Source organism: Phormidesmis priestleyi BC1401, assembly GCF_001650195.1.
GTDB lineage: Bacteria > Cyanobacteriota > Cyanobacteriia > Leptolyngbyales > Leptolyngbyaceae > Phormidesmis_A > Phormidesmis_A priestleyi_B.
Map to the genome: position 1 here is coordinate 1 of NZ_LXYR01000061.1, position 25,371 is coordinate 25,371.

The 25,371-nt window shown below is 48.5% G+C and carries 33 protein-coding genes; 21 read left to right on the top strand and 12 right to left on the bottom strand.

Translation table 11 applies throughout. The features are described 5' to 3' along the window. The 9 genes from A8707_RS21675 to A8707_RS21720 all read left to right on the top strand — a co-directional run. Positions 1-591, top strand: a 591-nt coding sequence (locus A8707_RS21675; RefSeq protein ID WP_156518764.1) for an IS200/IS605 family accessory protein TnpB-related protein, incomplete at its 5' end; no start/stop codon positions are given. A gap of 166 nt (positions 592-757) precedes the next feature. Then, positions 758-1,612 (top strand): urease accessory protein UreD, encoded by an 855-nt coding sequence (locus A8707_RS21680; protein WP_068819274.1) that lies wholly within the window; start codon positions 758-760, stop codon positions 1,610-1,612. Between the two features lie 81 nt (positions 1,613-1,693). Next, the gene (gene ureA, locus A8707_RS21685; RefSeq protein WP_068819275.1) at positions 1,694-1,996 is read left to right on the top strand and encodes an urease subunit gamma; all 303 of its coding nucleotides are present in this window, start codon (positions 1,694-1,696) and stop codon (positions 1,994-1,996) included. An 8-nt stretch (positions 1,997-2,004) separates the two neighbouring features. Further along, positions 2,005-2,358 (top strand): urease subunit beta, encoded by a 354-nt coding sequence (locus tag A8707_RS21690; protein WP_068819276.1) that lies wholly within the window; start codon positions 2,005-2,007, stop codon positions 2,356-2,358. A 28-nt stretch (positions 2,359-2,386) separates the two neighbouring features. Next, positions 2,387-2,764, top strand: a complete 378-nt coding sequence (locus A8707_RS21695) for a glutathione S-transferase family protein (RefSeq protein ID WP_068819277.1) — start codon at positions 2,387-2,389, stop codon at positions 2,762-2,764. Positions 2,765-2,771: 7 nt separating this feature from the next. Continuing rightward, positions 2,772-3,065, top strand: coding sequence for a hypothetical protein (locus tag A8707_RS21700; RefSeq protein ID WP_231948341.1), 294 nt, complete (start codon positions 2,772-2,774; stop codon positions 3,063-3,065). Then, positions 3,062-3,481 (top strand): type II toxin-antitoxin system VapC family toxin, encoded by a 420-nt coding sequence (locus A8707_RS21705; protein WP_068819278.1) that lies wholly within the window; start codon positions 3,062-3,064, stop codon positions 3,479-3,481. The genes A8707_RS21700 and A8707_RS21705 overlap by 4 nt, the downstream gene beginning before the upstream one ends. A 23-nt stretch (positions 3,482-3,504) precedes the next feature. Continuing rightward, a complete protein-coding gene (gene ureC / locus A8707_RS21710) occupies positions 3,505-5,214 on the top strand; it encodes an urease subunit alpha (RefSeq protein WP_068819279.1) in 1,710 nt (569 codons plus the stop codon). A 240-nt stretch (positions 5,215-5,454) separates the two neighbouring features. Then, the gene (locus A8707_RS21720) at positions 5,455-5,688 is read left to right on the top strand and encodes a BrnA antitoxin family protein (RefSeq protein ID WP_231948343.1); all 234 of its coding nucleotides are present in this window, start codon (positions 5,455-5,457) and stop codon (positions 5,686-5,688) included. A 71-nt stretch (positions 5,689-5,759) separates the two neighbouring features. Here A8707_RS21720 and A8707_RS21725 read toward each other — a convergent pair whose 3' ends face one another. Beyond that, positions 5,760-6,149, bottom strand: a complete 390-nt coding sequence (locus A8707_RS21725; protein WP_068819281.1) for a hypothetical protein — start codon at positions 6,147-6,149, stop codon at positions 5,760-5,762. A 29-nt stretch (positions 6,150-6,178) separates the two neighbouring features. Beyond that, on the bottom strand, positions 6,179-6,820 hold the full coding sequence (sufR, locus tag A8707_RS21730) for an iron-sulfur cluster biosynthesis transcriptional regulator SufR (protein WP_068819282.1): 642 nt from the start codon (positions 6,818-6,820) through the stop codon (positions 6,179-6,181). Between the two features lie 140 nt (positions 6,821-6,960). Here sufR and A8707_RS21735 point away from each other — a divergent pair, with 140 nt between their 5' ends. From A8707_RS21735 to A8707_RS21775, 9 genes are all read left to right on the top strand, one after another. Then, positions 6,961-7,323 carry a ferredoxin thioredoxin reductase catalytic beta subunit gene (locus A8707_RS21735; RefSeq protein WP_068819283.1) on the top strand — a complete coding sequence of 121 codons (363 nt, stop codon included), beginning with the start codon at positions 6,961-6,963 and terminating at the stop codon, positions 7,321-7,323. A gap of 83 nt (positions 7,324-7,406) precedes the next feature. Further along, positions 7,407-8,843: a Fe-S cluster assembly protein SufB gene (gene sufB, locus A8707_RS21740; RefSeq protein WP_068819284.1), complete on the top strand. Its 1,437-nt coding sequence runs from the start codon at positions 7,407-7,409 to the stop codon at positions 8,841-8,843. A gap of 197 nt (positions 8,844-9,040) precedes the next feature. Beyond that, on the top strand, positions 9,041-9,661 hold the full coding sequence (locus A8707_RS21745; protein ID WP_068819285.1) for a restriction endonuclease subunit R: 621 nt from the start codon (positions 9,041-9,043) through the stop codon (positions 9,659-9,661). A 28-nt stretch (positions 9,662-9,689) separates the two neighbouring features. After that, positions 9,690-10,478 (top strand): Fe-S cluster assembly ATPase SufC, encoded by a 789-nt coding sequence (gene sufC, locus A8707_RS21750; protein WP_068819286.1) that lies wholly within the window; start codon positions 9,690-9,692, stop codon positions 10,476-10,478. Next, positions 10,475-11,815 (top strand): Fe-S cluster assembly protein SufD, encoded by a 1,341-nt coding sequence (sufD, locus tag A8707_RS21755; protein WP_068819287.1) that lies wholly within the window; start codon positions 10,475-10,477, stop codon positions 11,813-11,815. Before sufC ends, sufD begins: the two co-directional genes overlap by 4 nt. Positions 11,816-11,845: 30 nt before the next feature. Further along, positions 11,846-13,105, top strand: a complete 1,260-nt coding sequence (locus A8707_RS21760) for a SufS family cysteine desulfurase (RefSeq protein WP_068819288.1) — start codon at positions 11,846-11,848, stop codon at positions 13,103-13,105. Positions 13,106-13,226: 121 nt separating this feature from the next. Next, complete coding sequence (locus A8707_RS21765) at positions 13,227-13,688, top strand: TspO/MBR family protein (RefSeq protein ID WP_068819289.1); 462 nt, start codon at positions 13,227-13,229, stop codon at positions 13,686-13,688. A 55-nt stretch (positions 13,689-13,743) separates the two neighbouring features. After that, positions 13,744-14,163 (top strand): peptidylprolyl isomerase, encoded by a 420-nt coding sequence (locus A8707_RS21770; protein ID WP_068819290.1) that lies wholly within the window; start codon positions 13,744-13,746, stop codon positions 14,161-14,163. Between the two features lie 149 nt (positions 14,164-14,312). Next, a complete protein-coding gene (locus A8707_RS21775; protein ID WP_068819291.1) occupies positions 14,313-14,888 on the top strand; it encodes a Uma2 family endonuclease in 576 nt (191 codons plus the stop codon). 17 nt (positions 14,889-14,905) lie between these two features. Here the strand turns inward: A8707_RS21775 and A8707_RS21780 are convergent, their stop codons facing one another. The 4 genes from A8707_RS21780 to A8707_RS21795 are packed head-to-tail and all read right to left on the bottom strand — an operon-like array spanning position 14,906 to position 17,932. Then, positions 14,906-15,592 carry a M15 family metallopeptidase gene (locus A8707_RS21780; protein WP_068819292.1) on the bottom strand — a complete coding sequence of 229 codons (687 nt, stop codon included), beginning with the start codon at positions 15,590-15,592 and terminating at the stop codon, positions 14,906-14,908. Positions 15,593-15,601: 9 nt separating this feature from the next. Further along, positions 15,602-16,471 carry an SH3 domain-containing protein gene (locus A8707_RS21785; RefSeq protein ID WP_068819293.1) on the bottom strand — a complete coding sequence of 290 codons (870 nt, stop codon included), beginning with the start codon at positions 16,469-16,471 and terminating at the stop codon, positions 15,602-15,604. Positions 16,472-16,498: 27 nt separating this feature from the next. After that, positions 16,499-16,735 carry a membrane protein insertion efficiency factor YidD gene (yidD, locus tag A8707_RS21790; protein WP_068819294.1) on the bottom strand — a complete coding sequence of 79 codons (237 nt, stop codon included), beginning with the start codon at positions 16,733-16,735 and terminating at the stop codon, positions 16,499-16,501. A 9-nt stretch (positions 16,736-16,744) separates the two neighbouring features. Next, positions 16,745-17,932 (bottom strand): LbetaH domain-containing protein, encoded by a 1,188-nt coding sequence (locus tag A8707_RS21795; RefSeq protein ID WP_068819295.1) that lies wholly within the window; start codon positions 17,930-17,932, stop codon positions 16,745-16,747. A 145-nt stretch (positions 17,933-18,077) separates the two neighbouring features. Here A8707_RS21795 and rpsD point away from each other — a divergent pair, with 145 nt between their 5' ends. Next, on the top strand, positions 18,078-18,686 hold the full coding sequence (gene rpsD, locus A8707_RS21800) for a 30S ribosomal protein S4 (protein ID WP_068819296.1): 609 nt from the start codon (positions 18,078-18,080) through the stop codon (positions 18,684-18,686). Between the two features lie 110 nt (positions 18,687-18,796). Here the strand turns inward: rpsD and A8707_RS21805 are convergent, their stop codons facing one another. Both A8707_RS21805 and phnC read right to left on the bottom strand, forming a co-directional pair. Next, complete coding sequence (locus tag A8707_RS21805; protein WP_068819297.1) at positions 18,797-20,443, bottom strand: PhnE/PtxC family ABC transporter permease; 1,647 nt, start codon at positions 20,441-20,443, stop codon at positions 18,797-18,799. Beyond that, positions 20,440-21,201, bottom strand: coding sequence for a phosphonate ABC transporter ATP-binding protein (gene phnC / locus A8707_RS21810; protein ID WP_068819298.1), 762 nt, complete (start codon positions 21,199-21,201; stop codon positions 20,440-20,442). The genes A8707_RS21805 and phnC overlap by 4 nt, the downstream gene beginning before the upstream one ends. 17 nt (positions 21,202-21,218) lie before the next feature. On the opposite strand from phnC, the gene A8707_RS28530 reads away from it, so the two are divergent. Then, positions 21,219-21,374 carry a hypothetical protein gene (locus A8707_RS28530; RefSeq protein WP_156518814.1) on the top strand — a complete coding sequence of 52 codons (156 nt, stop codon included), beginning with the start codon at positions 21,219-21,221 and terminating at the stop codon, positions 21,372-21,374. Here A8707_RS28530 and A8707_RS21815 read toward each other — a convergent pair. Continuing rightward, positions 21,367-22,287, bottom strand: a complete 921-nt coding sequence (locus A8707_RS21815) for a putative selenate ABC transporter substrate-binding protein (protein WP_068819299.1) — start codon at positions 22,285-22,287, stop codon at positions 21,367-21,369. The genes A8707_RS28530 and A8707_RS21815 overlap by 8 nt on opposite strands. A gap of 119 nt (positions 22,288-22,406) precedes the next feature. Here A8707_RS21815 and A8707_RS21820 point away from each other — a divergent pair, with 119 nt between their 5' ends. After that, positions 22,407-23,726, top strand: coding sequence for a bifunctional folylpolyglutamate synthase/dihydrofolate synthase (locus A8707_RS21820; RefSeq protein ID WP_068819300.1), 1,320 nt, complete (start codon positions 22,407-22,409; stop codon positions 23,724-23,726). A gap of 33 nt (positions 23,727-23,759) precedes the next feature. Here A8707_RS21820 and A8707_RS21825 read toward each other — a convergent pair whose 3' ends face one another. The 3 genes from A8707_RS21825 to A8707_RS21835 are packed head-to-tail and all read right to left on the bottom strand — an operon-like array spanning position 23,760 to position 25,174. After that, the gene (locus A8707_RS21825) at positions 23,760-24,230 is read right to left on the bottom strand and encodes an HNH endonuclease (protein ID WP_068819301.1); all 471 of its coding nucleotides are present in this window, start codon (positions 24,228-24,230) and stop codon (positions 23,760-23,762) included. Beyond that, positions 24,227-24,661 (bottom strand): hypothetical protein, encoded by a 435-nt coding sequence (locus A8707_RS21830; RefSeq protein WP_197484949.1) that lies wholly within the window; start codon positions 24,659-24,661, stop codon positions 24,227-24,229. Before A8707_RS21830 ends, A8707_RS21825 begins: the two co-directional genes overlap by 4 nt. Positions 24,662-24,673: 12 nt before the next feature. Beyond that, a complete protein-coding gene (locus A8707_RS21835; RefSeq protein WP_068819302.1) occupies positions 24,674-25,174 on the bottom strand; it encodes a hypothetical protein in 501 nt (166 codons plus the stop codon). Between the last annotated feature and the right edge of the window lie 197 nt (positions 25,175-25,371).

Consider the following 25,371-nt stretch of genomic DNA (forward strand, 5'->3'; position numbering starts at 1 on the left):
TATAACAAGCAAGTTGCCACCCTCAAAGAGAATCAGCCTCAAGGTTTTTGGTCTAAGCGATTAGCTGCCATCACTGAGAAACGCAATCGTCAGGTTAGGGATGCGGTCAATAAAGCGGCTAGAAAGGTGATCAATCATTGTCTTGAGAACAGAATCGGCACCGTCGTGTTTGGCTGGAATCGAGGGCAGAAAGACGGTGCCAATATGGGTGCTAAAACCAATCAGAAGTTTGTCCAGATTCCCACGGGCAGACTCAAAGAGAGAGTCTCGCAACTGTGCGAACAGCACGGGATTCGATTCGTTGAGACGGAAGAAAGCTATACGTCTAAGGCTTCGTTTGTGGATGATGATTTCCTGCCTAAAATCGGTGAGAAACCCGAAGGGTGGAAGGAGTCAGGCAGACGAGTTAAACGTGGCTTGTACCGCACTCAAAACAATCAGTACATCAATGCTGATTGCAACGGTGCGGCAAACATCTTGCGAAAAGTAGCGACAACTTTAGGGCTATGCCTTGAGGGAGTCAGTAGGGGCGCTTTGTTAACGCCTTTGAAGGTTCGCTTGTGGACTCTTCAAGAATCCCCTCGCCTTTAGGCATGGGGAGTATCAATAGCAAATCACATTCTCAAGACAGGCTCCCGCATCTCTGGGTGAGTTTATGAACAGATGGAAAGAAAGTTTAAGAGATTCGCAAGTTCTTACCAAAATGATGAGGTTCACGGGAAGCTAGTGACAACGTGCTGTTCATCTGCTCTATTCTGTGAATCAACCTCGCTCTGTTTCGACTAAGACAGCACCTACCGATTGGCACGGCAGTCTCTGCCTAGAGTTTGCAACCCGTCAAGGTGCGACTCAGCTCAGCCACAGTCAGGCAAAAGCTCCTTTAAAGACACAACGCCCTTTTTATCCAGAGGGATCTGAGGTCTGTCACAGCGTGATCATGCACACCGCAGGCGGAATCGTAGGCGGCGATCGGCTTTCTGTCAATATTTGTCTCAAGCCCAACGCTCAAGCGCTGATTACAACGGCGGCAGCTAGCAAGGTTTATCGCACGAACGGACGAGAAGCTAGACAAATGATTCACATAGACGTGGCAAGCGGAGCCTGCTTGGAGTGGTTGCCGCAAGAGACGATCGTCTTCAATCAAGCTGTTTATCGCCAAGACATGCGGGTGAATCTCGCACCTGATGCCAGTTGGCTCGGCTGGGAGATCACTCGCTTTGGTCGCAGTGCCAGGGGCGAACGGTTTATTGAAGGGAATTGGCGATCGCACACCGAAGTTTGGCAGCACGATCGTCCGATTTGGGTCGATCGTCAATGGCTACCGGGCAGTGAAGAGGTATTCACCAGTCCTCACGGGTTGGCAAGTTCTCCAGTCGTAGCAAGTTTTGCCTGGATTGGACGATCGATCGAGCCTGAATGGGTTGAAAAAGCCCGTTCTGTCTGGGTCGGCAATGGGGAGATCGGCGTAACTCGTCTGATGTCTGGGCTACTGTGTCGCTATCGAGGCGCGTCTACAATGGAGGCGCGACAGTGGTTGATTGAAGTCTGGCGCTTGGCGCGATCGGAGTCTCTCGATCGACCTATCTGCATTCCAAGAGTTTGGCAACTGTAGTGGAGTCACAATGAACCGCAAACTTCCGATCCTATTAGCTGAACTTGAAACTATTGTTGATAACGACACCCAGAAATAGAGATGCAATTAACACCACAAGAGAAAGACAAGCTGCTGATTTTCACGGCTGCACTGCTGGCAGAGCGACGGAAAGATCGAGGCGTAAAGCTCAATTATCCTGAAGCGATCGCTTACATCTCGGCAGCGATTCTAGAAGGAGCAAGAGATGGGCGCACGGTTTCAGAATTGATGAGCTATGGGACAACTCTGCTAACTCAAGAAGATGTCATGGAGGGAATCTCAGAAATGATTCACGATGTGCAGGTTGAGGCAACGTTTCCTGACGGGACGAAATTAGTGACGGTACACAATCCAATTCGTTGAGGTAATTTATGATTCCGGGTGAACTGTTGATTGATGACGGAGAAATCGAACTGAATGCAGGACGGAAAACCGTAACGTTAAAGGTTGCCAATCAGGGCGATCGTCCGATTCAAATTGGGTCGCATTTTCACTTTTATGAGGTGAATTCGGCGTTGGAATTCGATCGAGAGCAAGCGCGAGGAATGCGGCTAGACATCACGGCAGGGACGGCTGTGAGGTTTGAACCGGGGGATGATCGGGCGGTCACGTTAATCCCTCTAGCGGGCACTCGTGAGGTGTATGGATTCAATGCCAAAATTGAAGGCGCGCTAGATGAAAAACCTAAAAAAGAGAAATCAAAGAAGAAATCCAAGCATTCGTAAGGATTTAGGAATTAGTTAAATCAAATCTATGTATCGACTTTATAGTTTTCCTCCTTCGGGCAACTGCTATAAGCTGCGGTTGTTGCTCACCCAACTGCAAATTCCATTTCAACTGATCTCTGTGAATCTGCTCAATCAAGAAACTCATCTACCAGAGTTTTTGCAGAAGAACCCAAATGGTAAGGTGCCCGTTTTAGAAATTGAACCCGATGTCTTTCTGACAGAATCTAATTCGATTTTGCTTCATTTGTCTGAAGAAACAGATTTCTTTCCGGTCGATCGCTTAGAACGGAATCAAGTTCTCAAATGGCTATTTTTTGAGCAATATAGTTTAGGAGCTAATTTGTCTCGTCCTCGATTTTGGATCACCGTTGTTAAACAATCCGAGCATTTTGCATCTCTCTGAGTTAAAGTTGAATGCTCAAACTGGAGAAAAAGCCATGCTGAATGTCGCTCTCAACGATGAAGCAGAAAGATATTTGGTCGAAATCTTAGCCCAAGAAAAAACGACTAGCAATGAACTGCTTCAACGACTCTTACATCAACATTGGCAAAATTTACAGCCTCGAAAAACATTTCTAGAACGGCGAGGGGGGCATCCTCAACACCTGCTAAACGGTCCTGACGATTTGTCTGATAGAGATGTGCGAAAGCAAATCATCGCCGAACATATTGAGCAACGGCATGAGCGTCGGCAAGCACCATGAATCATCCCGTAGTTCTGATTGATACTGGACCCATCGTGGCTTACTACAATGCAGGAGATGCCCATCACGATCGAGCGCGCCAATTTCTTGATGATTCCACCAGTGTCTTGATCACGACGATCGGGTGCGTGACCGAAGTTATGTGGTTGTTGCGTTCTAGGTGGCAAGTTCAAAACGAGTTTTTGTCTGACCTGTCGATTGGTCTTTACGAATGTGAACCGCTAACCCCAAATGACTTTACGCGAATTGCTGAACTGAACGCTCAGTATGCTGATTTGCCGGGTGATTTTGCAGATTTATCTTTGATTGTGATTTCTGAACGGTTGAATATTGCGACTATTGCAACCTTAGACGAAGATTTTGATATTTATCGTCGTTATCGAAGACACCCGTTTGAACGCATCTTTCGCCCTTAATTTTTACCCGTGAGGAAGACCCCATGAGCTACCGCATGAATCGCCGCGCCTACGCTGAAACCTTTGGTCCGACGGTGGGCGATCGAGTCCGTCTCGCAGACACCGAACTGATCATCGAAGTCGAACATGATCACACTACCTACGGCGAAGAAGTGAAGTTTGGCGGAGGCAAAGTAATTCGCGATGGCATGGGGCAATCGCCAATTACGAACGAAGACGGCGCAGTGGATGCAGTGATTACGAACGCGCTAATTCTCGATTGGTGGGGCATTGTCAAAGCGGATGTTGGGATCAAAGACGGCAAAATTGCAGCGATCGGAAAAGCCGGAAATCCATACATTCAAGACAACGTGACGATCATTATCGGACCTGGCACCGAAGCGATCGCAGGCGAAGGGATGATTCTTACGGCTGGCGGCATCGACACCCACATTCACTTTATTTGTCCGCAGCAGATTGAGGTAGCGATCGCGTCCGGCATCACCACAATGATTGGCGGCGGCACTGGACCCGCTGCCGGAACCAACGCTACCACCTGCACTCCCGGACCCTGGAACATCTATCGGATGCTGCAAGCTGCCGACGCATTCCCGATGAACATCGGATTCCTCGGAAAAGGCAACAGTTCGCAGCCCGCCGCCCTTGAAGAACAAGTGAAAGCAGGTGTGATCGGGCTAAAACTCCATGAAGACTGGGGAACCACTCCCGCTACGATCGATAACTGTCTCAACGTCGCTGACGAATATGACGTGCAGGTTGCTATTCATACCGACACCTTGAATGAAGCCGGATTTGTCGAAGACACGATCGCGGCGTTTAAACAGCGCGTCATTCACACCTATCACACCGAAGGCGCAGGTGGCGGACACGCTCCCGACATCATCAAAGTCTGCGGCGAGGCAAACGTGTTGCCGTCCTCGACCAATCCGACTCGCCCCTACACGCTCAACACGCTAGACGAACACTTAGATATGCTGATGGTCTGTCACCACCTCAGCCCTAGCATTCCTGAAGATGTCGCGTTTGCCGAATCGCGAATTCGCCGAGAGACGATCGCGGCTGAAGATATCCTGCACGATTTGGGCGCGTTTAGCATGTTGTCGTCTGACTCTCAGGCAATGGGTCGCATCGGGGAAGTGATCATTCGCACCTGGCAAACCGGACACAAAATGAAAGTTCAGCGCGGTGCCCTGGCAGAAGATTCGTCACGCAATGACAATCACAGAGCCAAACGCTACATCGCAAAATATACGATCAATCCCGCGATCACTCACGGCATAGCGAATCACGTCGGTTCGGTTGAAGTCGGCAAGCTCGCAGACTTATGTCTGTGGCGACCTGCCATGTTTGGGGTTAAACCCGAAATGGTAATCAAAGGCGGCATGATTGCCTGGGCACAAATGGGCGATGCCAATGCCAGCATTCCTACACCGCAACCTGTGCATATGCGTCCGATGTTCGGCAGTTTTGGAGGCGCGATCGCCGCGACTTCTTTGACCTTTCTGTCTCACATCGCGCTCAAAAAAGGCATTCCCGATCAGCTAAATCTCCAAAAAACTGCCGTTGCTGTCTCCAATATTCGCAATCTGTCAAAACTCGATATGAAGCTCAATGATGCTCTGCCGCATATTGAAGTAGACCCCGAAACCTATGAAGTGCGTGCCGATGGGCAACTGCTCACCTGCGAACCTGCAACCGTGCTGCCAATGGCACAACGATATTTCTTGTTTTGATCAGAGAGCCGATCGAATTGTGTGAAAGCTCATGAATTTTGAGTGGGATGAGCGAAAGAACGAACTTAATCTCGATAAGCACGGTTTCGATTTTGCTGATGCTTATCGAATCTTTGAGTTACCGATGGTGGTTGACCTTGATGAACGCTGTTCGGATTATTTCGTTGAGAAAAGCACTTTCTGATGAACGGAGGCGTTATGAGCAATTCCTCAAGAACTGACCGGTCTAGAATTGATGCAATGACTGACGATGACATTGACACATCAGATATTCCGCCTCTGACAGACGAGTTTTTCGCCAAAGCAACGCTACGGATACCTTCGCCGCCGCTAGCTACTGTCACGATTCAAGTTGATTCTGAAACGTTGGCATGGTTCCAATCAAAGGGTGAAGAAGCTGAACAGCATATGGCTGCTGTGCTACGCATCTACGCAGAAGCGCAGAAGAATGCTGGTGCCCGTCAATCAGCGTGACTTTTGCAATTAGCAAGCTTCTTAGCGATCGTATCGCTGCACACTCCGCGATTTCCAAATTCCTCAGATCGCTACAGTCCTTTCTCAAGCCGAAGTTTTGCCTCTTTCTCAAACCACGCCACTACTTGAGGAATCGTTAATTTCTCGACCGTTACTCCCCCATCGGCTGCCGATCGCTGAAGCGGTCTCATTGCTGAAATTGTCAGTTGCGTGAAGAAATCTTTGAAGTTGCTATCCATGCCGCTTTGCAAACTGGGATCATTGGCGACCCAATCCGCAATTTGTTCAGGACTGAGGTCGGCGATCACTTGTCCCGATTGTTGAGCCACTTGTTTGAGCGATCGCAGCGCATAGATCGCTACCCTCGCCGAAAATCTTTCGCGGGAAGTCAGCAGCGCTTTATCAACCTCGTGACACTCGTCGGGAGTCAAAAATTCTGTAGAAGCAGGCAAATCACTCATAGAACAAAGGTTGAATTCTTACAAGTCAATCATTTTAGCTGAATTAAATAGCCGCAGCGATGCTCACCTTCGACGAGCCAGTGAGTCCGATCGACGCGACAATCTGGTAACGCCAATTCAAACATTTCTAACTCGTGACCGCAAACGCTGGGAAACGACTCGGCAATCTGTGAAATCGCACAGTTATATTCGGTCAATACAAATTTGGGAGTCGTATCGGGATCGATCTCGTGGCACTCTGCCATGTAGCCTTCCGATTTTCGCAACTCTACAAGCTTATTGACGCGATCGGGCAAGTCACTCGCCCCCAGATTTTCTCGATATTCAATCCCTTTGCGCTCCCATTGTTTGCGGAGAATCAGACTCACCTGATCGCGCCCGACCGTTTCTGCCAGCGTATCTAAGAGAGACACCGCAAACTCGTTGTAGCGATCGGGAAACTGCGATCGCCCCTCGCGGCTCAACGTGTAGACATGATTGGGGCGACCCATGCCCGTCTGCATCGCTTGATGCAAGATCAGTCCTTCGGTTTCCAAATCTTTAAGGTGACGACGAATCGCCTGCGGACTCACCTGCAACTGTTCCGCCAGTTCTTGGGCAGTCGATTGACCTTGCTTTAACAGGTAGTGGAGGATGTCTTGTTTAGTCGAGGGTTGCTGAGTCGGGGTCATCCTTAAAGCTCACAGAAATCTAAGACAAAAAAGTTGACTTAAACAACGTTAATATTGCTAAAGTACCTTAGAATGGAAGTTGAGCAACAAAAGTGTTGTTTTAATTATAAGATCTATCGGATGTAGTGTCGTTCTGGATTATGAATACAGAAACCCAAACCACCCAAGCATCAGATAAAAGCCTCGAAGCGATGAGGCACTTCTCAGAAACTTACGCCAAGCGCACGGGCACCTATTTTTGCGTTGATCCCGGTGTGACAGCCGTTGTGATCGAAGGGCTTGCCAAGCACAAAGACGATCTGGGCGCTCCGCTTTGCCCCTGTCGTCACTATGAAGACAAAGAAGCCGAAGTTTCAGCCGCTTATTGGAACTGCCCCTGCGTCCCCATGCGTGAGCGCAAAGAGTGCCACTGCCTGCTGTTTTTGACCCCAGACAACGATTTTGCAGGTGAGCTGCAAGAGATCACCTTCGACGAGATCCGCGCGACGACTAATCATGGTTAGAGGTGGACGACAAATCAGAAGATTTGTTTTTTATCCCTCGACCTTTTCACCTTCCTCACCCTTGAGATAAGAGAATACGATCGATGAGTGCAACTGTTCAAAATCTGGTTAACCAGCCCTATAAGTACGGGTTCGTCACTGATATCGAATCCGACACCATTCCTCGTGGGCTGAGCGAAGAGATGGTGCGGCTAATTTCTGCTAAGAAAGAAGAGCCGGAGTTTATGCTGGAGTTTCGACTCAAGGCATATCGGCAATGGCTCAAAATGACCGAGCCAGATTGGGCGCATGTGGGCTATCCGGCGATCGATTATCAAGACATCATTTATTACTCTGCGCCCAAGCTCAAAGAGAAGAAAAAGAGCCTGGATGAAGTCGATCCAGAGATGCTGGAAGCCTTTGAAAAGTTAGGTATTTCTCTGTCTGAGCAAAAGCGTCTCAGCAATGTGGCAGTCGATGCGATTTTTGATAGCGTTTCGGTCGCGACGACCTTTAAAGAAAAGCTTGCTAAAGATGGCGTGATCTTTTGCTCGATCTCTGAAGCCGTGCGGGAATATCCCGAATTGGTCAAGAAATATTTGGGTAGTGTGGTTCCCGTTGGAGATAATTACTTTGCAGCGTTAAATTCCGCCGTGTTTAGTGATGGCTCGTTCGTGTTCATTCCCAAAGGCGTGAAGTGCCCGATGGAGTTGTCTACTTACTTCCGTATCAATAATGGCGATTCGGGGCAGTTTGAACGGACGCTGATTATTGCCGAAGAAGGCAGTCAGGTCAGCTATCTCGAAGGCTGCACGGCTCCGATGTTTGACACCAATCAGCTTCATGCGGCAGTGGTTGAGCTAGTGGCTCTTGACAACGCTGACATCAAATATTCCACCGTGCAAAACTGGTATGCGGGTGACGCGAATGGCAAAGGCGGCATCTATAATTTTGTCACCAAGCGCGGACTGTGCCAGGGCGTAAACTCCAAGATTTCCTGGACGCAAGTTGAGACGGGTTCTGCCATTACCTGGAAATATCCAAGCTGTGTGTTGGTTGGTGATAATTCTGTCGGCGAGTTTTACTCAGTGGCGTTGACCAATCACCACCAGCAAGCCGACACCGGAACCAAAATGTTCCACATTGGCAAAAACACCCGTAGCACGATTATCTCGAAAGGGATTTCGGCGGGTCAGTCGCACAATAGCTATCGCGGTTTGGTGAAGATCGGACCGAAAGCGACAGGTGCGCGCAACTATTCTCAGTGCGACTCGATGCTGATTGGCGATCGTGCCCAAGCCAACACGTTCCCCTACATTCAGGTGCAAAATAACCAAAGCAAAGTCGAGCACGAAGCGTCTACTTCCAAGATTGGGGAAGACCAGTTGTTTTACTTTAGTCAGCGCGGCATCTCGCCCGAAGACGCGATCTCGATGATGATTAGCGGCTTTTGTAAGGACGTGTTTAACCAGTTGCCGATGGAATTTGCAGTCGAAGCCGATCGACTTCTCAGCCTCAAGCTTGAAGGATCTGTAGGGTAGAGTTCTGAGATGCCTGGTTCAATTCTTTTCGCGTTACAGCTAGGGAGACCACTGAGTCGCGGTAAGCATTCTCGCAGTGTTCAAGTAGCTCTCTTTCTCCCCAGTGGAGCGAATATCGAAACAAGGGTTGTTCAGAATTCAGTTAGTCCTGATCAACTGAGAAGACATCTAAAGTTTCTCGAAAAGTTGATAACGTGATGGCGCAAACCATACAAGCTGGGAATGTCAATATTCGCGATCTGATTGAGCAATTTGGATTGCAATTGGTTCAAGAGGGTCAATTCTTTTGGGAGTGGCAGCAAGATCTACCCGATATCACACCATCAGAAAGAGAATTTCTAGACAAGGTGAAAGCTGGATATCTGAATCTTGTAACCGATCCGCCCTTTCTTGAGAAGCCCGTTCAGATTGCGATTTTGAGTCCGATGCTTCATTTGGGAGACTTTTTTCTACCTCCGTTTAGGTTAAGGGCAGAACATTCCATCGAGATTGTGGCTGAAGACGAAGGAACTGTGATTCGAGGACAACTCGACATTTTGTTGATGAAAGAGCAGTTTTGGGTCATGGCGATCGAGTCCAAACGGTTCTCATTCTCAATTGAAGCGGGACTCGCGCAACTGTTGTCCTATATGTTGGCAAATCCACATCCGACTAAGCCAGGATTTGGGATGATTGTGACAGGCGGAACTTTTGTATTTGTCAAGTTGGTGAAAGACACCGTTTCTCAGTATGCTGTTTCGGATGAGTTTGCAACCCGCAATCGAGGAAATGATTTGTATGAAGTCTTTAGAATTCTGAAGCGGTTTGGTCAATTTTAGTAAGCGATGAAATTAGAGAGGTCGGCGTGTGATTAACGAAAACAGCGAAGTGATTTTATCAGTTAAAGATCTGACCGCAGATGTGAGCGATACTCAGATTCTTAAAGGGTTGAATTTGGAGATCAAGGCGGGTGAAATTCACGCCATCATGGGTCCTAATGGCTCTGGAAAAAGTACGTTTTCTAAGCTTTTGGCAGGGCATCCGGCTTACACCGTGACGGGTGGCGAGGTTACATTCCGAGGACAAAACTTGTTGGAGATGGCACCGGACGATCGGGCAAAATCCGGTGTGTTTCTCGCCTTTCAATATCCGTTAGAAATTCCAGGTGTTAGTAATCTGGATTTTTTGCGCGTCTCTTATAATGCCAAGCGCAAACAAGAAGGTTTAGAAGAACTCGATTCGTTTGACTTTGATGAGTTAGTTCGCACCCGGTTAGATTTGCTCAAAATGGATGCTGCATTTCTCAGCCGCAGTGTGAATGAAGGATTCTCTGGCGGCGAGAAAAAGCGCAACGAAATTCTGCAAATGGCACTGCTTGAACCCAAGCTCGGCATTCTCGACGAAATCGATTCTGGTTTAGATATCGACGCGCTGAAAGTCGTCGCCAACGGAGTCAATCAACTCAGAACGTCTGACAACGCGATTTTGATGATTACGCACTATCAGCGACTGCTTGATTACATCGTCCCTGATTTTGTCCACGTTATGGAAGGCGGACGCATTCTCACGACAGGCGGCAAAGAGTTGGCGTTTGAATTAGAAGCTCGTGGCTATGAATGGGTGCGCGAAGAAGAAGCGGCGGAGGTGGCGCGATGACCGTTGAAGTATCTACCTCTACCGATACGACCGAGCCAACTCTAAAAGCGAGAGTCGATCGATCTGCCTATCTCGCCGGATTGCTCAAGTTACGTCCTGAACTGCCAGAAGAATTGGCTGAATTGCAGGGAGTCCGCGATCGAGCACTGGCGATCGCTCAAGAGTTAGCGATTCCCACGACTCGCGATGAAGAATGGCGATTTACCGATTTGTCATCGCTGGTGCACATTGGGTTCGCGTTGCCCGATCGTGCGTCGATTAGTTTTGCCCAAATCGAATCGTTTATTTTGCCCGAAGCGGTGAATAGTCGCCTCGTGTTTGTGGATGGAACTTACGCGCCCGATTTATCGGCTACAGACGATTTGCCGGAAGGCGTTTTGGTCACGAATTTAAGCGTCGCAGTTCAGTTTTTGCCGTCTCTGCATAACTATTTGGCAAAACAGCAGGGCGCAGAAGAAGTGTTTACCGCGCTGAATACGGCAAGTTTGATCGATGGCGCGATCGTCCACGTCCCCAAAAATCAGCACGTCGAAACGCCGATTCAAATTCTGTTTGTGTCTACGGCTGGAGTTGCCACGATCGCGCATCCTCGCTGTCTCGTGATTGCAGAATCGGGCAGCAGCCTGACGTTAGTTGAAGAGTTTGTCTCGATCGCAGATGGCGGATATTTCACCAATGCCGTGACGGAGATCGCGATCGCTGAAAACGCGCAGGTGAATCATACTAGAGTTCAGAGAGAGAGTGAGACCGCGTTTCACATCGGTAAAACAGCCGTGTCTCAAGCTCGTGATTCTCGATATAGCTGCAGCGCCATCAGCTTGGGAGCCAAGATTGCTCGCCATAATTTGGAGGTTTATCAGACGGGTGAGCAGACGCAAACCACGCTTAACGGGCTGACGATGATCAACGGTGAGCAAGTCGGCGACACTCACAGCAAGATTGCGTTCACCAAACCTTATGGGACGAGCGATCAGGTTCAGAAATGTATTGTCGGCGATCGTGCTCATGCCATCTTTAACGGCAAAGTCTCCGTTCCGCAAGCTGCCCAACTGACGAACGCCGCGCAACTGAGCCGAAATCTTCTCCTTTCTCCGAGAGCTAGAATCGATACCAAACCTCAGCTAGAAATCACGGCTGATAACGTCAAGTGTGCCCACGGCGCGACCGTCAGTCAGCTCGAAGACGACGAAGTGTTTTATCTGCAAAGTCGTGGATTGAACCCAGAAGAAGCCCGTAAACTGTTGACCTACGCGTTTGCGATCGAGATCATCAATCACATTCCCGTGGCTTCTCTCAAAGCCAATCTGACCACCATCATCCGAACTCAGCAACTTTAAGTTTCAGTCCTTCATTCTCATCCCTCTAAGATGACTATTATTCAAGAAAAAACCATTGCCGTCAAAGTGCGCTCTGACTTCCCGATTCTGCACCAGCAGATTCACGGCAAACCACTGGTTTATCTCGATAATGCAGCGACCTCGCAGAAGCCGATCGCGGTTCTTGATGCGTTGCGTCACTATTACGAATTCGATAACGCGAACGTGCATCGGGGTGTTCATACGCTCAGTTCTCGTGCGACAGATTCCTATGAAGGGGCACGTGACAAAGTGGCGGCGTTTGTGAATGCAGCGTCTCGACAAGAGATCGTCTACACGCGCAACGCGACCGAAGCGATTAACCTCGTCGCTTACTCGTGGGGCAGCACTTTAAAGTCGGGCGATGAGATTATTTTGTCGGTGATGGAGCATCACAGCAATCTGATTCCGTGGCAGATGTTGGCTCAGAGAACGGGGGCAGTGCTGAAGTTCGTCGGGCTGACTGAGACTGAAGAATTTGATTTCGAGCAATTCAAGTCTTTGCTGTCGGATAAAACGAAGATTGTTTCTGTGGTTCACGTCTCGAATACATTAGGCTGCATCAATCCTGCTAAAGAAATCTGCGCAGAGGCGCATCGACATGGTGCGAAAGTTCTAATTGATGCGTGTCAGAGTTTGCCGCACATGGCGATCGACGTGCAGGACATGGACTGCGATTGGCTGGTCGGTTCGGGTCATAAAATGTGCGCCCCGACCGGGATTGGCTTTCTCTACGGCAAACTGGATTTGCTGCGATCGATGCCTCCCTTTCTCGGCGGCGGCGAAATGATTGCGGATGTCTTTTTAGATCACGCCACCTACGCTGATTTGCCTCACAAATTTGAAGCGGGAACGCCCGCCATTGCTGAAGCGATCGGGCTAGGGGCTGCCGTCGATTATTTGACTAACATCGGTATGGACAAGATTCACGCCTACGAAGAAGAACTCACCGCGTATCTGTTCCACAAGCTCAAAGAAATTCCTGAACTCCACATTTATGGACCTCAGCCCAACGCAGACGGCAGCGGGCGAACGGCGTTAGCGGCATTTACGGCAGGCGATGTTCACCCTCACGATTTGTCTACTATTTTGGATCAGGCAGGCGTTGCGATTCGGGCGGGACATCATTGCACTCAACCACTTCACCGCCACCTCAAAGCCCAATCGACCGCACGAGCCAGCTTATATTTCTACAATACTCGTGAAGAGATTGATGTCTTTATCGCCTCGTTGAAAGAAGCCGTTGAATTCTTCGGCGGCATTTTTGGCTAAATTCGCTCTTTGGGAAGGGACACGATCGCTCCTAAAGATTGATGATTGCCTCAGTTAATCTCTGACACAATAGCGCTTGATAGCTGAGGAGTTATCAGGCGTTTTTAGTCAGGTCAGAGAGATGCTCAAATCGTGGATGGTCATCGGAGCAGTTACGTTTCTCGTCGCGTTTGGAAGCGGGATCATCAAACCCAAAGACGTGAAGTGGTTTGCCCGATTGCGTCGCCCTAACTGGCTAACCTTTGAGTTTTTAATTCCGATTATTTGGACGATCGTCTTCATTTGCGGCGCGTGGTCAGCCTACATTGTCTGGGAGCGCACTCAAAATTGGGGATTGATGGCGTTTTATCTGCTGGTCGAAGTCACGATCGTCCTTTATTCTCCCGTCATGCTGTGGACGCGGCGGCTCAATTTTGGCACCATCATCGGCGGGGTGGGGTTCATTCTAGGTTTGATTCTGGCTTTTTTTGTGATGCAAGTGTCTGGCACTGCGGCGCTTTTGTTAGTGCCTTATTTGCTGTGGAGTCCGATCGGCACCTACACCACTTGGGAAATGGCTAAACTCAATCCTGAATCTGCCTGACCCCATCACTGCCATCAAGTTGTAGGATCGTAGGGTGCAAACTAGGAGCAACTCTATGACTCGCATAATAATGGAAACCGACAAGGGCACGATTCATCTTGATATGTTTGATCAAGACGCGCCTAAAACGGTTCAAAACTTCGTAGATCTGGCGAACAAGGGATTTTACGATGATCTCAAGTTTCATCGGGTCATCCCCAATTTTATGGTTCAAGGCGGCTGTCCGTTAGGGACTGGAACGGGCGGTCCTGGTTACAAAATCGACTGCGAAATCAACAAAAATAAGCATTTGGCGGGAACGCTGTCGATGGCTCATGCAGGTCGCAACACAGGCGGAAGTCAGTTCTTTATCTGTCATTCTCCTCAGCCTCACCTCGATGGGCAGCACACCACGTTTGGGCAAACCCAAGACATGGATGTCGTTAACGCCATTCGTCAGGGCGACAAAATCATCTCGATGAAGGTCGAAGAGTAAGAGACTTTTGGGTTTTGAATGGCGAGTGAATCGTCAGAATTTGTCATTCAAAACCCGAAACTCACGTTTGAAGGTTCTCTAAGCTTCAGCAAAGGTGATCGAGGAACTAGACTTCATCTACGATCGAGCTAAATCGTCTCCCAGTCATCATGACAGCACTCACCATCCAACTCAACTCCGTTATTGATTTAACTGATGAGCAGTTTTACAGCCTCTGCCAAGCCAATCGAGAGGTGAGATTTGAACGCACTACTATAGGAGAGCTGATCATTATGTCTCCAACTGGAAGCGAAACAGGCAACCGCAACGGCAGATTTAATCAGCGACTGTTTAACTGGTCAGATCAAGATGCTTCTGGAATTGCCTTTGATTCTTCAACGGGATTCAAACTGCCTAATGGTGCTGATCGATCGCCTGATGCTGCTTGGGTGAAGCTCGATCGCTGGAACGCGCTCAGTCAAGACCAACAGCAGCGATTTGCGCCTATCTGTCCCGATTTTGTCGTCGAACTGCTGTCGCCTAGCGATAATCTGGCAACCCTGCAAGCCAAAATGCAGGAATATCTTGATAACGGCGCGCGATTAGGCTGGTTGATTAATCGCCAAACTCGTCAAGTTGAAATCTATCGTGCCGATCGGTCAGTAAATGTCGTAGACAATCCTGAAAGTTTGTCTGGTGAAGATGTTTTGTTTGGTTTTATCCTACAGATGGCGGAGATTTGGTGAAGGGAGCGATCGCTACTTTAAACCCGCCCATATCGCGCGATAAATTCCTGGCTTAAGGTTTCTTGCCTCATCAACCACGCCCAAATTTGATCGCCGTAGGAAAAATGCCACCACTCATTCCAATGGCGCTTGAATCCAGCGATCGTCATCACGTCATTCAAAATTTGCCGATGTTGAGTAAACGTTGATGTCTCAGCAAAATGGTTGGGAAACGATCGCTCCGAAATCTCATCGATCGGAGAACCCATATCAATCTCGATTCCCGTTTTGTCTATCAGCGAGACATCGATCGCGGCTCCTGTGCTGTGGGGCGGCGGCATTGCAGGATCAAGATTGGGAATCGCCCAAAACTGGTAGACCTGCTGCAAAAGATCTTGACGCTGCTGATCACTCAGATTTTCTGGCGTTAAGTTCTGGGTGTGTGCCAATTCAGAAAAAGTGTAATCGACCATGAATTGCTGCACGGCAACAGGGCGATACGCATCAAAAATCTGAATTTGCCAGTTTGGATAATCTTTTTGTAGCGTCTGTTGCGCAATGAGAAGTCGATCGACGACTCCCTGCCGCAGATAAAACGGCGATCGGGTTTCATAAGGCGCACCCAATTTCTTGTAGGGATGAGGCGATACCCGCGAGAACTCAGATGGAATGGCAATGAGAGCCTCGCCACATTCAAGAATCGGGACTTGTTGATAAGGCTTCATTCTATTTGACTAATCGCCTCCTGGCATTTCTGTAATTTGCCATTTGCCGCTGATGTTCTTGAAAATGGCTCTGTTTTCTAACGATCGATAGGCATAGCGGTTATAAACATAGCCTTGTTTTCGATTCGGCAGAACAACCGGAGTCCAATCGCTCATCGGATCGAATGCCTTAATTTGCTCTTCTTGGCTATTCTCAAATCGCTTTTGATCAAACTTCACCACTTCGTTGGTCAACACGCCCACCACTTCGCTGTTGAGATTGGGAAGGGCGCGGACGTTGACCCGATCTCCGACCACAATCACGTTAGACAGTTCATACCCTAAACCGGGAGCCGCGTTTGGGTTAGGTGGATATTGCCGATAAAAGTCGCGCGACACCGTTGGACAAATCCAGCCCTTGGCTGACGTTGTAGCGTCGGGTTCAGCAAACCCACAATTTGCTCCCATTGCCTTTTCAAGAATGCTCCAAAACATAGCTTTGGGGTCGGTCAACTTCAGATCTTCAACGGTTTGACTTCTGCCAAAGCCGATCGGAACTCCTTTTGCCGGAATCAGCGCCGATACAAATCTAGCATCTCGCGTTTGAATTGCCTTCTGCAACTGTTGGCGAAACTTGGCAAACTCAGGATCGGTAGCGGTGCGATCGACCAGTGAAATGCGCTGATGGGAAAAATCATCTAGCTTGGGCGACGGGCTTGGCTCCATAGCAGGCGAGACTGCTACTTGTGGAGACGGCGAGACTGACCCGCTCGGCGAAACGGCAACTTGTGGAGACGGCGGTTGACTCGAAGGATTGAGGCGCACCGTTGCCGCAATTCCCGCTCCTAAAACCGCCGCAGACGAAACGGCGATCGCAATAATCCAGGATGCTCTCTTCATGACCAGAAAATGTGACGATGCAATTAACTACAGCGTCCGTTCGTCACTTTCCCTATGAGGCACAGGATCATAGCCACCTGCATTAAAAGGATGACACCGACAAATCCGACGAGTCGCCAGCCAACTGCCCTTCAAAGCTCCATGCTGATCGATCGCCTCGATCGCATAGTGGGAACAAGTGGGGTGAAATCGACAAGTCGGTAAAAGTAGGGGCGAGATAAAAACTCGATAGCCGCGAACGAGTCCGATTAAAAGACGTTTCATTCATCCATTTTAATCGCTCCGCCGAATTGCCAGGGCATCCGCTTGATCTTGAGTGATGATCACCGCTTGAGCAGGAACCTGTGCGCCATCTTTGAGCGTCACGCCTACCACGATCGCGCCTCTGTCGATCGCGACTCGGTTCCCGACTTTAGACTTAAACAGAATTGCATCGTCTTTGATCGTCAGGTTGTCACCCACTTCAAGCGGACCGTGGAACACGATGTTGTCATCGGTATCTAAGTTTTTGCCAATGCGAATGCTCGTTCCTTTCAGCGCGTGAAACGTGACTCGATCCTCAATTTCGGCATTCTCACCAATGACGATCGGAGCACCTTCATCTGCTCGAATTGAAGTGCGATGACCTACAACACTATTGGCTCCTAGCTGCACATCGCCCACCAATCGAGCAAATTCTTCAAGCCGAACCCCTTTTCCTAGCGTGGGCTTGACGGGTGTTGGGTTCCAGGAAGTTTTAGGGGCAGAAGTGGCTCCGGTGACAGCATCAAAGCCCTTCTGTGCATACAACTCACTATAGTTTTCTGCAAATTCCTCATTCACCTCTAAGACTTCGTTTTGAAAGTCACTATTAGCTTGTGATTTTTTAGGAAGTGCGTTTGCCTGAGCTTGAGTTGTGATCACGGCTCCGATCGACACCAGTCGGTCTTGAGGAATGCGAACCCCCGTCACTGTTGCTCCGTGCAACACAAACACTCCGTCTTCTAAGACGCTATTGGTGATCCGTGCGTGAAACCCCACAAACGTAAAGGTGCCCAAGCTAGAGTTTTTAACCACGGCTTGGTGAGCTAAACTGACGCGATTTTGGGTGCTGCTCGCCCGATCGCCACAGGTTGATTGAGGAGAAGGCAAATTGCGAAGGGACAGAAATAATATATTGTCTTGAAAATTCGTTTCGTTGCCGATGCAAATGCGGGTGTCGGGGTCTGCCCGCACAGTTGTGTTGCCAGCGATGAAACTTTTTTGCCCGATCGAGACATTGCCAAACATCTCGACCAAAGGGTCGATAAAGCTAGAGTTGACGACTACTTGAGTCGGGTTCTGTAAGTCGGTGAGGTTAGATTTTGAACTACTGCTTGCTGTTTCAGACGGCTTTTCAGCGATCGCTACCACAGGGGAACTGATCACCAGCAATAAGACAGAAAGAACGATCGCGAATTTAAAGAATCCACGCAGTTTCATTCGTCATTTCCTTTCAGGGGTAGAAACCGACACCATTGTAGATCTTAGGAATCATCCACAAACGTTAACATTTAGACTTTTACGAGAACGTCAGAAAGCCCTATACTAGATAAGCTGTCTAAATTTTCGAGACGAGGAAGTCAGAATGTCGCGATATCGAGGTCCGCGCTTAAGAATTGTGCGGCGTTTAGGAGACCTACCAGGTCTGACTCGCAAATCACCCAGACGGGCATATCCCCCTGGGCAACACGGGCAAGACCGCAAAAAGCGCTCTGAATACGCAGTCCGTTTAGAAGAAAAGCAAAAACTCCGCTTTAACTACGGCATTAACGAGCGTCAACTGCTTCGCTATGTCAGAAAAGCTCGCCGTGCATCCGGTTCGACAGGTCAGGTGCTGCTGCAACTGCTCGAAATGCGTTTGGACAACACCGTGTTTCGCTTGGGCATGGCTCCAACCATTCCGGGAGCACGTCAGTTAGTCAATCACGGGCACGTCACCGTTAACGGTCGCGTGGTCGATATTGCCAGCTATCAGTGTCGCCCTGGCGATGTCGTTTCGGTTAAAGATAGAGAAACGTCTCGCAAGTTAGTTGAGCAAAACTTGCAGTATCCCGGTTTGGCAAACCTGCCGAATCACCTAGAGTTTGACAAAGCCAAGCTTACAGGCAAAGTCAACAGTGTGATTGAGCGCGAATGGATTGCGATTCAAATCAATGAACTGCTGGTGGTTGAGTATTACTCCCGTCAGGCTTAATCTCGCTAACGATACGATCGAGATTTCGCGGCACTCGAAATATTTGGCAAAGCCTTCTGATCCCGTCAGTCAGAGGGTTTTTGTTTGAGTATTGTTATTTTTGGATGAGATTATCGCAGCGATCGCCGTGCCGTTGCGCTCACCCAATCGACTAAGAATGTCAGCATCAGAAAGCCTCCTAGTGTGACAATCAGCGATCGATAATCAAAACTGCTCAACTGTTCGGTCAGCGATCGTCCGAGTCCGCCTGCGCCGACGAGTCCGACGATCACGGTTTCCCGCATACAGACTTCCCATCGATAGAGAGAGTAAGCCACAAATCGGGGCATGGTAAGCGGCAAAACCCCATAGAGAAAGATCAGCGAGTTGGGAGTGCCTTGGGCTTTGAGCGCTTCGAGCGGACGCTGATCCTGGTTTTCGATCACTTCTGCCATCAAACGTCCCAAAATGCCTAAATTGTGAAGACCGAGGGCGATCGCTCCAGGTAAGATGCCTGGAAACATCACGAATAGAACGACGAGCGCCCAGATCGGGGCAGGAATAGCACGACACATTAGCAAGATAGCTCGTGATAAGAGCAGCATGATCTGCGGCAGTAGATTGGCGGATTTGCCGGGGTTTGAGTTGAGCAGTCCGCCAGGAAGAAAGAAATTATTGGCTGCCGGAAAAGCAAGGAGCAACCCACCAAATGCAGAAAAGGCGATCGCTAAGACTGACATTGAGACGGTCTCGATCGCTTGTGGAATCAGTCGCGGAACCTCACTAAAATCAGGTGGTAACGCAGACCGAACAAACTGCCCCAATAGCTGCTGAGTGCGCAGTGCCCAAAGTTTGCTGAAATCGGGATTGATCACCCAAAAACACAGAGCTAACAGAGCCAAAGAGACCGGAAGTAAGAGAAAATAACGTCGTCGCACAATGTCTTTTGGAGCCTGTTTTTTCTTAGTTTGCTGAAGGTTCAAATCGAGACGGCTAGAGCATCCTAGCTGTCGTCGCAACCAAGCGCTACTCAGATCGACCAACCCGTTGAGAATGAACAGCGCATAGAAAAATGTCCAGAGTTGCTCATAGCGAAGCGATTGCAGACTGAGAAAGATTTCATATCCCAATCCACCTGCGCCGATGATTCCTAGCACTGCTGCCGATCGAATCGAACATTCAAATCGGTAGAACGTGTAGGACAATAGATTGAGAAATGCCTGCGGTAATAGGCTGTAGAAAAATGCTGTCAGGGGAGAGAATCCACTATTAAGTAAAATTAGTAATGGCTGTCGTGGAGTTTCATCGAGAATCTCAGAAAAGACTTTAGCGGTAATTGCACCAAACGGGATGGTGATCGCCACGATCGCCGTGAGTGGGTCGAGTCCCCAAATGTTGACAAAAAACAGTCCCCAAATCAGTTCATGAATGGCACGAGGTGCGGCAAGAAATCCTCGAATCAAGAGCCAAAAACGTGAAGGTTGACCAAACGATAACCACCAAACTTCAGAGGTGAGAACGCCACCGATGATTCCCAAAATCAGACTAAAGAACGTTCCGCATACCGCGTAAGCTAACGTGGTGAGGGTCGCATTGAATGTGGTTTGCAATAACTCAGGGCTGAAATCTGGATGAACGCTGGCTACTATAAATTTCCATAGCAGCGGTGCGCCATTTAGGTTGAATAAATCTTGCTGAAACAGTCCCGCTTGAGCGAGCGAAAGAACGATCGCAGCCAGTCCAATCAAGCCCCATTTTAGAGATGGAGTGACTGTCATCGGTGAGATTCCAATCGATATAAGTCTGCGATTAGATCGGGTGAGACTTGATGAGGAGCCGCATCAAAGAGAACTTTTCCCTGACGTAAGCCGATGATGCGATCGCAGTGACTCCGCGCAAAATCAACATCGTGCAAGCTGACAATTAGAGTTCGGTGGGTCTGTTGGGCGAGATTTCGCAGCAAATCCATTACTTCTCGGCTGAGTTCGGGGTCGAGACTGGCGATCGGTTCGTCTGCCAAGATCACGATCGGATTTTGTACAAGCACTCTGGCGATCGCAACTCGTTGCTGTTGTCCGCCTGAGAGACGATCGGTGCGCTCATAGACTTTTTCTGCAATGCCCACTTGACTCAACGCTTTGATTGCAGTCTCGGTTTCCAACGGCACAATTAGAGATGTTAACGCCTTTAAAAATGACCATCGCCCTAACTGTCCTGCGTTTACATTGTGAATCACTCGCAGGTTATCGACTAAATGCAACTGTTGATAAATAGTGCCGATTTGCTGTTGAATTTGACGCAGCCGTTTTGAGCTGAGTTGGCTCAAATTTCGCCCCATTGCCCAGACTTCACCTTGAGTCGATCGCAGAGTGCCATTTAATAATTGCAGTAGCGTACTTTTTCCTGCCCCGCTTGACCCCACTAGCGCCACTCGTTCGCCGGGATAAATTTGCAGACTAATATCCGTCAGCGCTGAAAACTGACCGAACTGTTGAGAGACGTGTTTAAGCTCAAAAACGGGAGCGGGAAGATCCATCTAACCAAATTTGTGCAATGTTCAACAAATCGTACCCGCCCGTGGAGACGTTCCACCGGAACGTCTCCGCAAATTATCGGGATTACCCGGCGATCGTGGGGCATAAATTGTTGGCTTACCCGGCGATCGTGGGGAGACGTTTCACCGAAACGTCTCTACGGGTCATTATTTGATTTTGCCGATCTCGCGTCCGACTTTCTCGATCGTCGCATAATTCTCGTTTTTGGTGGGCACAAACTTGGCTGCCCCAAACAATTCTAAGATTTCTTTTTGCTCAGGAACCTTGGGATCGAGCTTCATCAGTGCGGCTTGAACTTTTTGCGGAAAATCGGCTCCAAATCGCTCTTTGACACTCGGATTCATCACCCAGTGATAATCAAAAAAAGCGGGCGATCGCCAAATGACCTCAACCTTATTGAGATCGACTTTGCCTTCTTTGAGACGCTTTTGCCAAACTTGCTCGTTCAACACGCCTGCATCATAGGTGCCCGCGGTGACTAGCTCGATCGTGGCATCGTGATTTTTAGAAAAGCCTGCCTGTCCTTTAAAGTCGCCTTCTAATTTCACGCCTGCTTGCTGAAGAAAATATTGCGGCATCAATCGCCCAGAGGTCGAAGACTCGCTGCCAAAGGTGAAGCTGTGACCTTTAAGAGCCGTCAACCCCTTGAGATCTTGAATCGGCTGAATGCCACTTTTTTTGTTAGCAATAAACACGCTGTGAAACTGTGAATCAATGTCCCGTTGCGCGATCGCCTCTGCACCCGGAACCTGCAATCGCGCCTGCACGCCCGTTAAACCGCCAAACCACACCATATCCAAATCGCCCACCTTAAAAGCAGTCACCGCCGCCGTGTAGTCGGTCACAGGCTTATAAACCACGGGAACTTTTAATTCAGCTTCTAAATACTTCGATAATTTGCTGTAGAGACGCTGTAACTTTTCTGGATCTTGGTCAGGAATCGCGCCCGTTGTAAACGTTTTAGATTGGACAGCAGGGTTAGCCGCCTCTGGTGCAGTCGTCGATGAACACGCAGATAAAGACAGCACCGATAAAAATAGAAGCCCGGAAAGCAGAATTTTCTTCATGGAACAACAGAATGAATTAAACGAGAATCGAAGAATACCATAAGGGTTAGGGCGATTCCGAATTCGATCGTTTTGATTTTAAGTCACACTAGACATTGCACTGAATTAACCGACGCTTCATGACTCATTCCTCGATCGACGCTTTCCTCGAAAAATTTGAGCGCTTTGGGGTCAATCTCGGCTTAGAGGCGATCCAGCACTTATTGGCGGAGTTGGGTGATCCGCACGATCGAGTGCCGATTATTCACGTTGCCGGAAGCAATGGCAAGGGTTCTGTGTGCGCCTATCTATCTGCCGTGTTGACCGAAGCAGGCTATCGAGTCGGGCGCTACACCTCTCCGCATCTCGTCGGTTGGTGTGAACGGATTTGTATTCGTGACCAACCGATTTCACCCGAAAAACTGCACGAAGTATTACAGCAAGTCGAAGCCGCGATTTGCCCCGATCGCCCGTCTCCTACTCAATTTGAAGTGATTACGGCGGCAATGTGGCTCTATTTTGCTCAACAAAAGGTCGATCTCGCCGTGATTGAGGTCGGGCTAGGCGGACGGTTAGACGCGACGAATGTGTGCGATCGTCCCCTCGTCACGGTGATCACTTCCCTCAGCATGGAACACTGGCAGCGACTCGGACCGACTTTGACCGACATCGCACGAGAAAAAGCAGGCATTCTCAAATCTGACTGTCCGGCGGTGATTGGTCAAATTCCAAGTGAGGCAGCAGCCGTGGTAAATCGTCGCGTGTTGGCGTTAAATTGTCCGACCATCTACCCAAAACCTGCCAAAGATTTGGGCGGCGGTTGGGCAGACTATCAGGGCATGGAAGAGTATGAGTTGAAGCTTGAGACGGGCGAAGAAGGCTCGATCGAGCTAGTCAAATCGTTTCAATATCAGTTGCCATTGCAGGGAGCCATTCAATTACAGAATTCAGCGTTGGCGATCGCGGCGCTGCAACTGCTCAGACAAGAAGGCTGGGAGTTTTCTGACGAGGCGATCACAGACGGAATCGCTAACACAAAATGGGCAGGACGGCTGCAATGGTCTACCTACAAAGAGCGTCAGATTCTCATTGATGGCGCTCACAATCCCGCGAGTGCTGAGGTGCTGCGTCAATTTGTAGACATGTTGAAACCCGCTCCGATTCATTGGGTGATGGGGATGTTATCGACCAAAGACCACGCTGATGTGTTTAAAGAATTGCTGAAAAGTGGCGATCGGCTTTATCTCGTTCCTGTTCCCGGTCACAGTTCTGCGAATCCTCAAGAGTTAGCCACTTTAGCGAAACAAATTTGTCCTGATTTAGCAGATTGTTGTGTTTACGAAACTGTGTTTGCGGCGTTGGAGATGGCGATCGAGCAAGCAGAGCTAGACCCGATCGTGCTGTGCGGATCGCTCTATTTAATTGGTGATTTCTTCGAGAAGACACGATCGACAATCTAAAGTTCAAGCGCTTTCTTGAGATCTCTACAAAAATCACGTTGATGAATCTTTTAAAGATTGAAGCAACTGATTGGGACGCGCAGCTTTCACAGCGTCGTAAAGATCTGGATATTTAGCAAGCACATAGCGTTCGTATTCATACCAGTGCATTTCACCCTTTTCTCTGTTACAGGTTTGGCAAATAACCCACAAATTTTTAAACTCCATTGACAGCCAAGGGTACTGCGAACGAGGTAGCTTGTGGTCGATCGTTTTGCAGCCTTTTCCACTATACTTCCTGTCACAAATCGGGCAGTCCCAGTCTGAATGATCTCTCACCCACTCTTTGCTCTCTTCAGTTGTTCCGCACTCATAATCGCCATTGACATATCGCCAATAGTCAAATTTTCTATAGGTTTCAAAATCTTGCTGAGTCAGTTTGTGATATCGCTTGTTACCAATTTTGTCTACAAGCTTAAACAGTTCTTTAAGTTCTTGCTCCTCAATATCCACAACGTCCCTCACGAATATTTAGTAGTTTTATACGACGTTTGACTACGACTTTTTCGAGCTTTTTTATCCGTTTTATCTCTAAAATCAACCGCTTCGATTTCTGTATCGGGAAACTGCTTGTCAATCTCCTCGGCAATCTCATTTAGTTCTTTAGAAAAAGCCCGGTTAAATTCTTCTATTTCGTGACGATCGAGGTATTTGTTTCCAATGCGATCGGCTTCCAAATATAAATCTTCAAGCGTTGAGTCTTCTGTTAAATCTTTGTCTAAGAACTCTTTAATTTTCTGATAGAGAGTGATGACGTTGTTCCAACCAACATTTTTGTATCTATTATCTTTTAGCCACGTCCGATCGTCTTTTTGCAACTTGCTTCGACTATCTGAGTTGGCACGTTGAACTTCGCGATAACTCATCCCATCAAAATTTCTTTTTTGACTTGCCATTAATTTAACTGGTTATCCCTGTGTTCCTTTAAACCATTTAGCTAAAGCTCTCCGAATTTCACTGTCTTCATATTTCAGAAGATTTTTCACATCGATCGCCGTTTTAAGTCGAATTCGATCGACCAGATTTTTCAAAGCTTTGTTATCTTTCTTAAGTCCATCATTCACTTTAATCAGTTCATCATTTTGAGAAGCCAGAGCTTTGACTTTAGCCTCTAGAAATTCATCTTTAGGAGATGGATTTTGAATTCTCGCTTTAAGTTTTTCTATTTCTAATTCATGCGCTTTCTCTAAACGCTCGATCTCATTGGTTTTTTTCGTTACTTGAGCTTTCTGAGCAGCTTGAAGGCGCTGACGATTGATCAGTTCGGCTCCCGAAAATGGCGAAATAGCTCTGCGAATGGTCAGTTCGTCAGGATTGGTCGCAAAGTCAATTCCTTCCAACGCTCGAATCGCATCCGCCTTTGTCCACTTTTCGCTTACAAGAAGAGCAATAACCTGAGACTTATTCACGAGTATTCAACAGCACCAAATCTTCGCTTGATCCTAGCTAGTCTTAGGAATAGCGTCAATGATTTCGTGATGGGATGCTCATTTCTTTAAAGTTTCGATTTATAGCGGTCGCCAAGACTGATAGGACATAGACTGAAGGAAGTCCAACTCAAGACAACCCATTGATGTCAAAACCCTACAGCTACGACCTGCGTCAA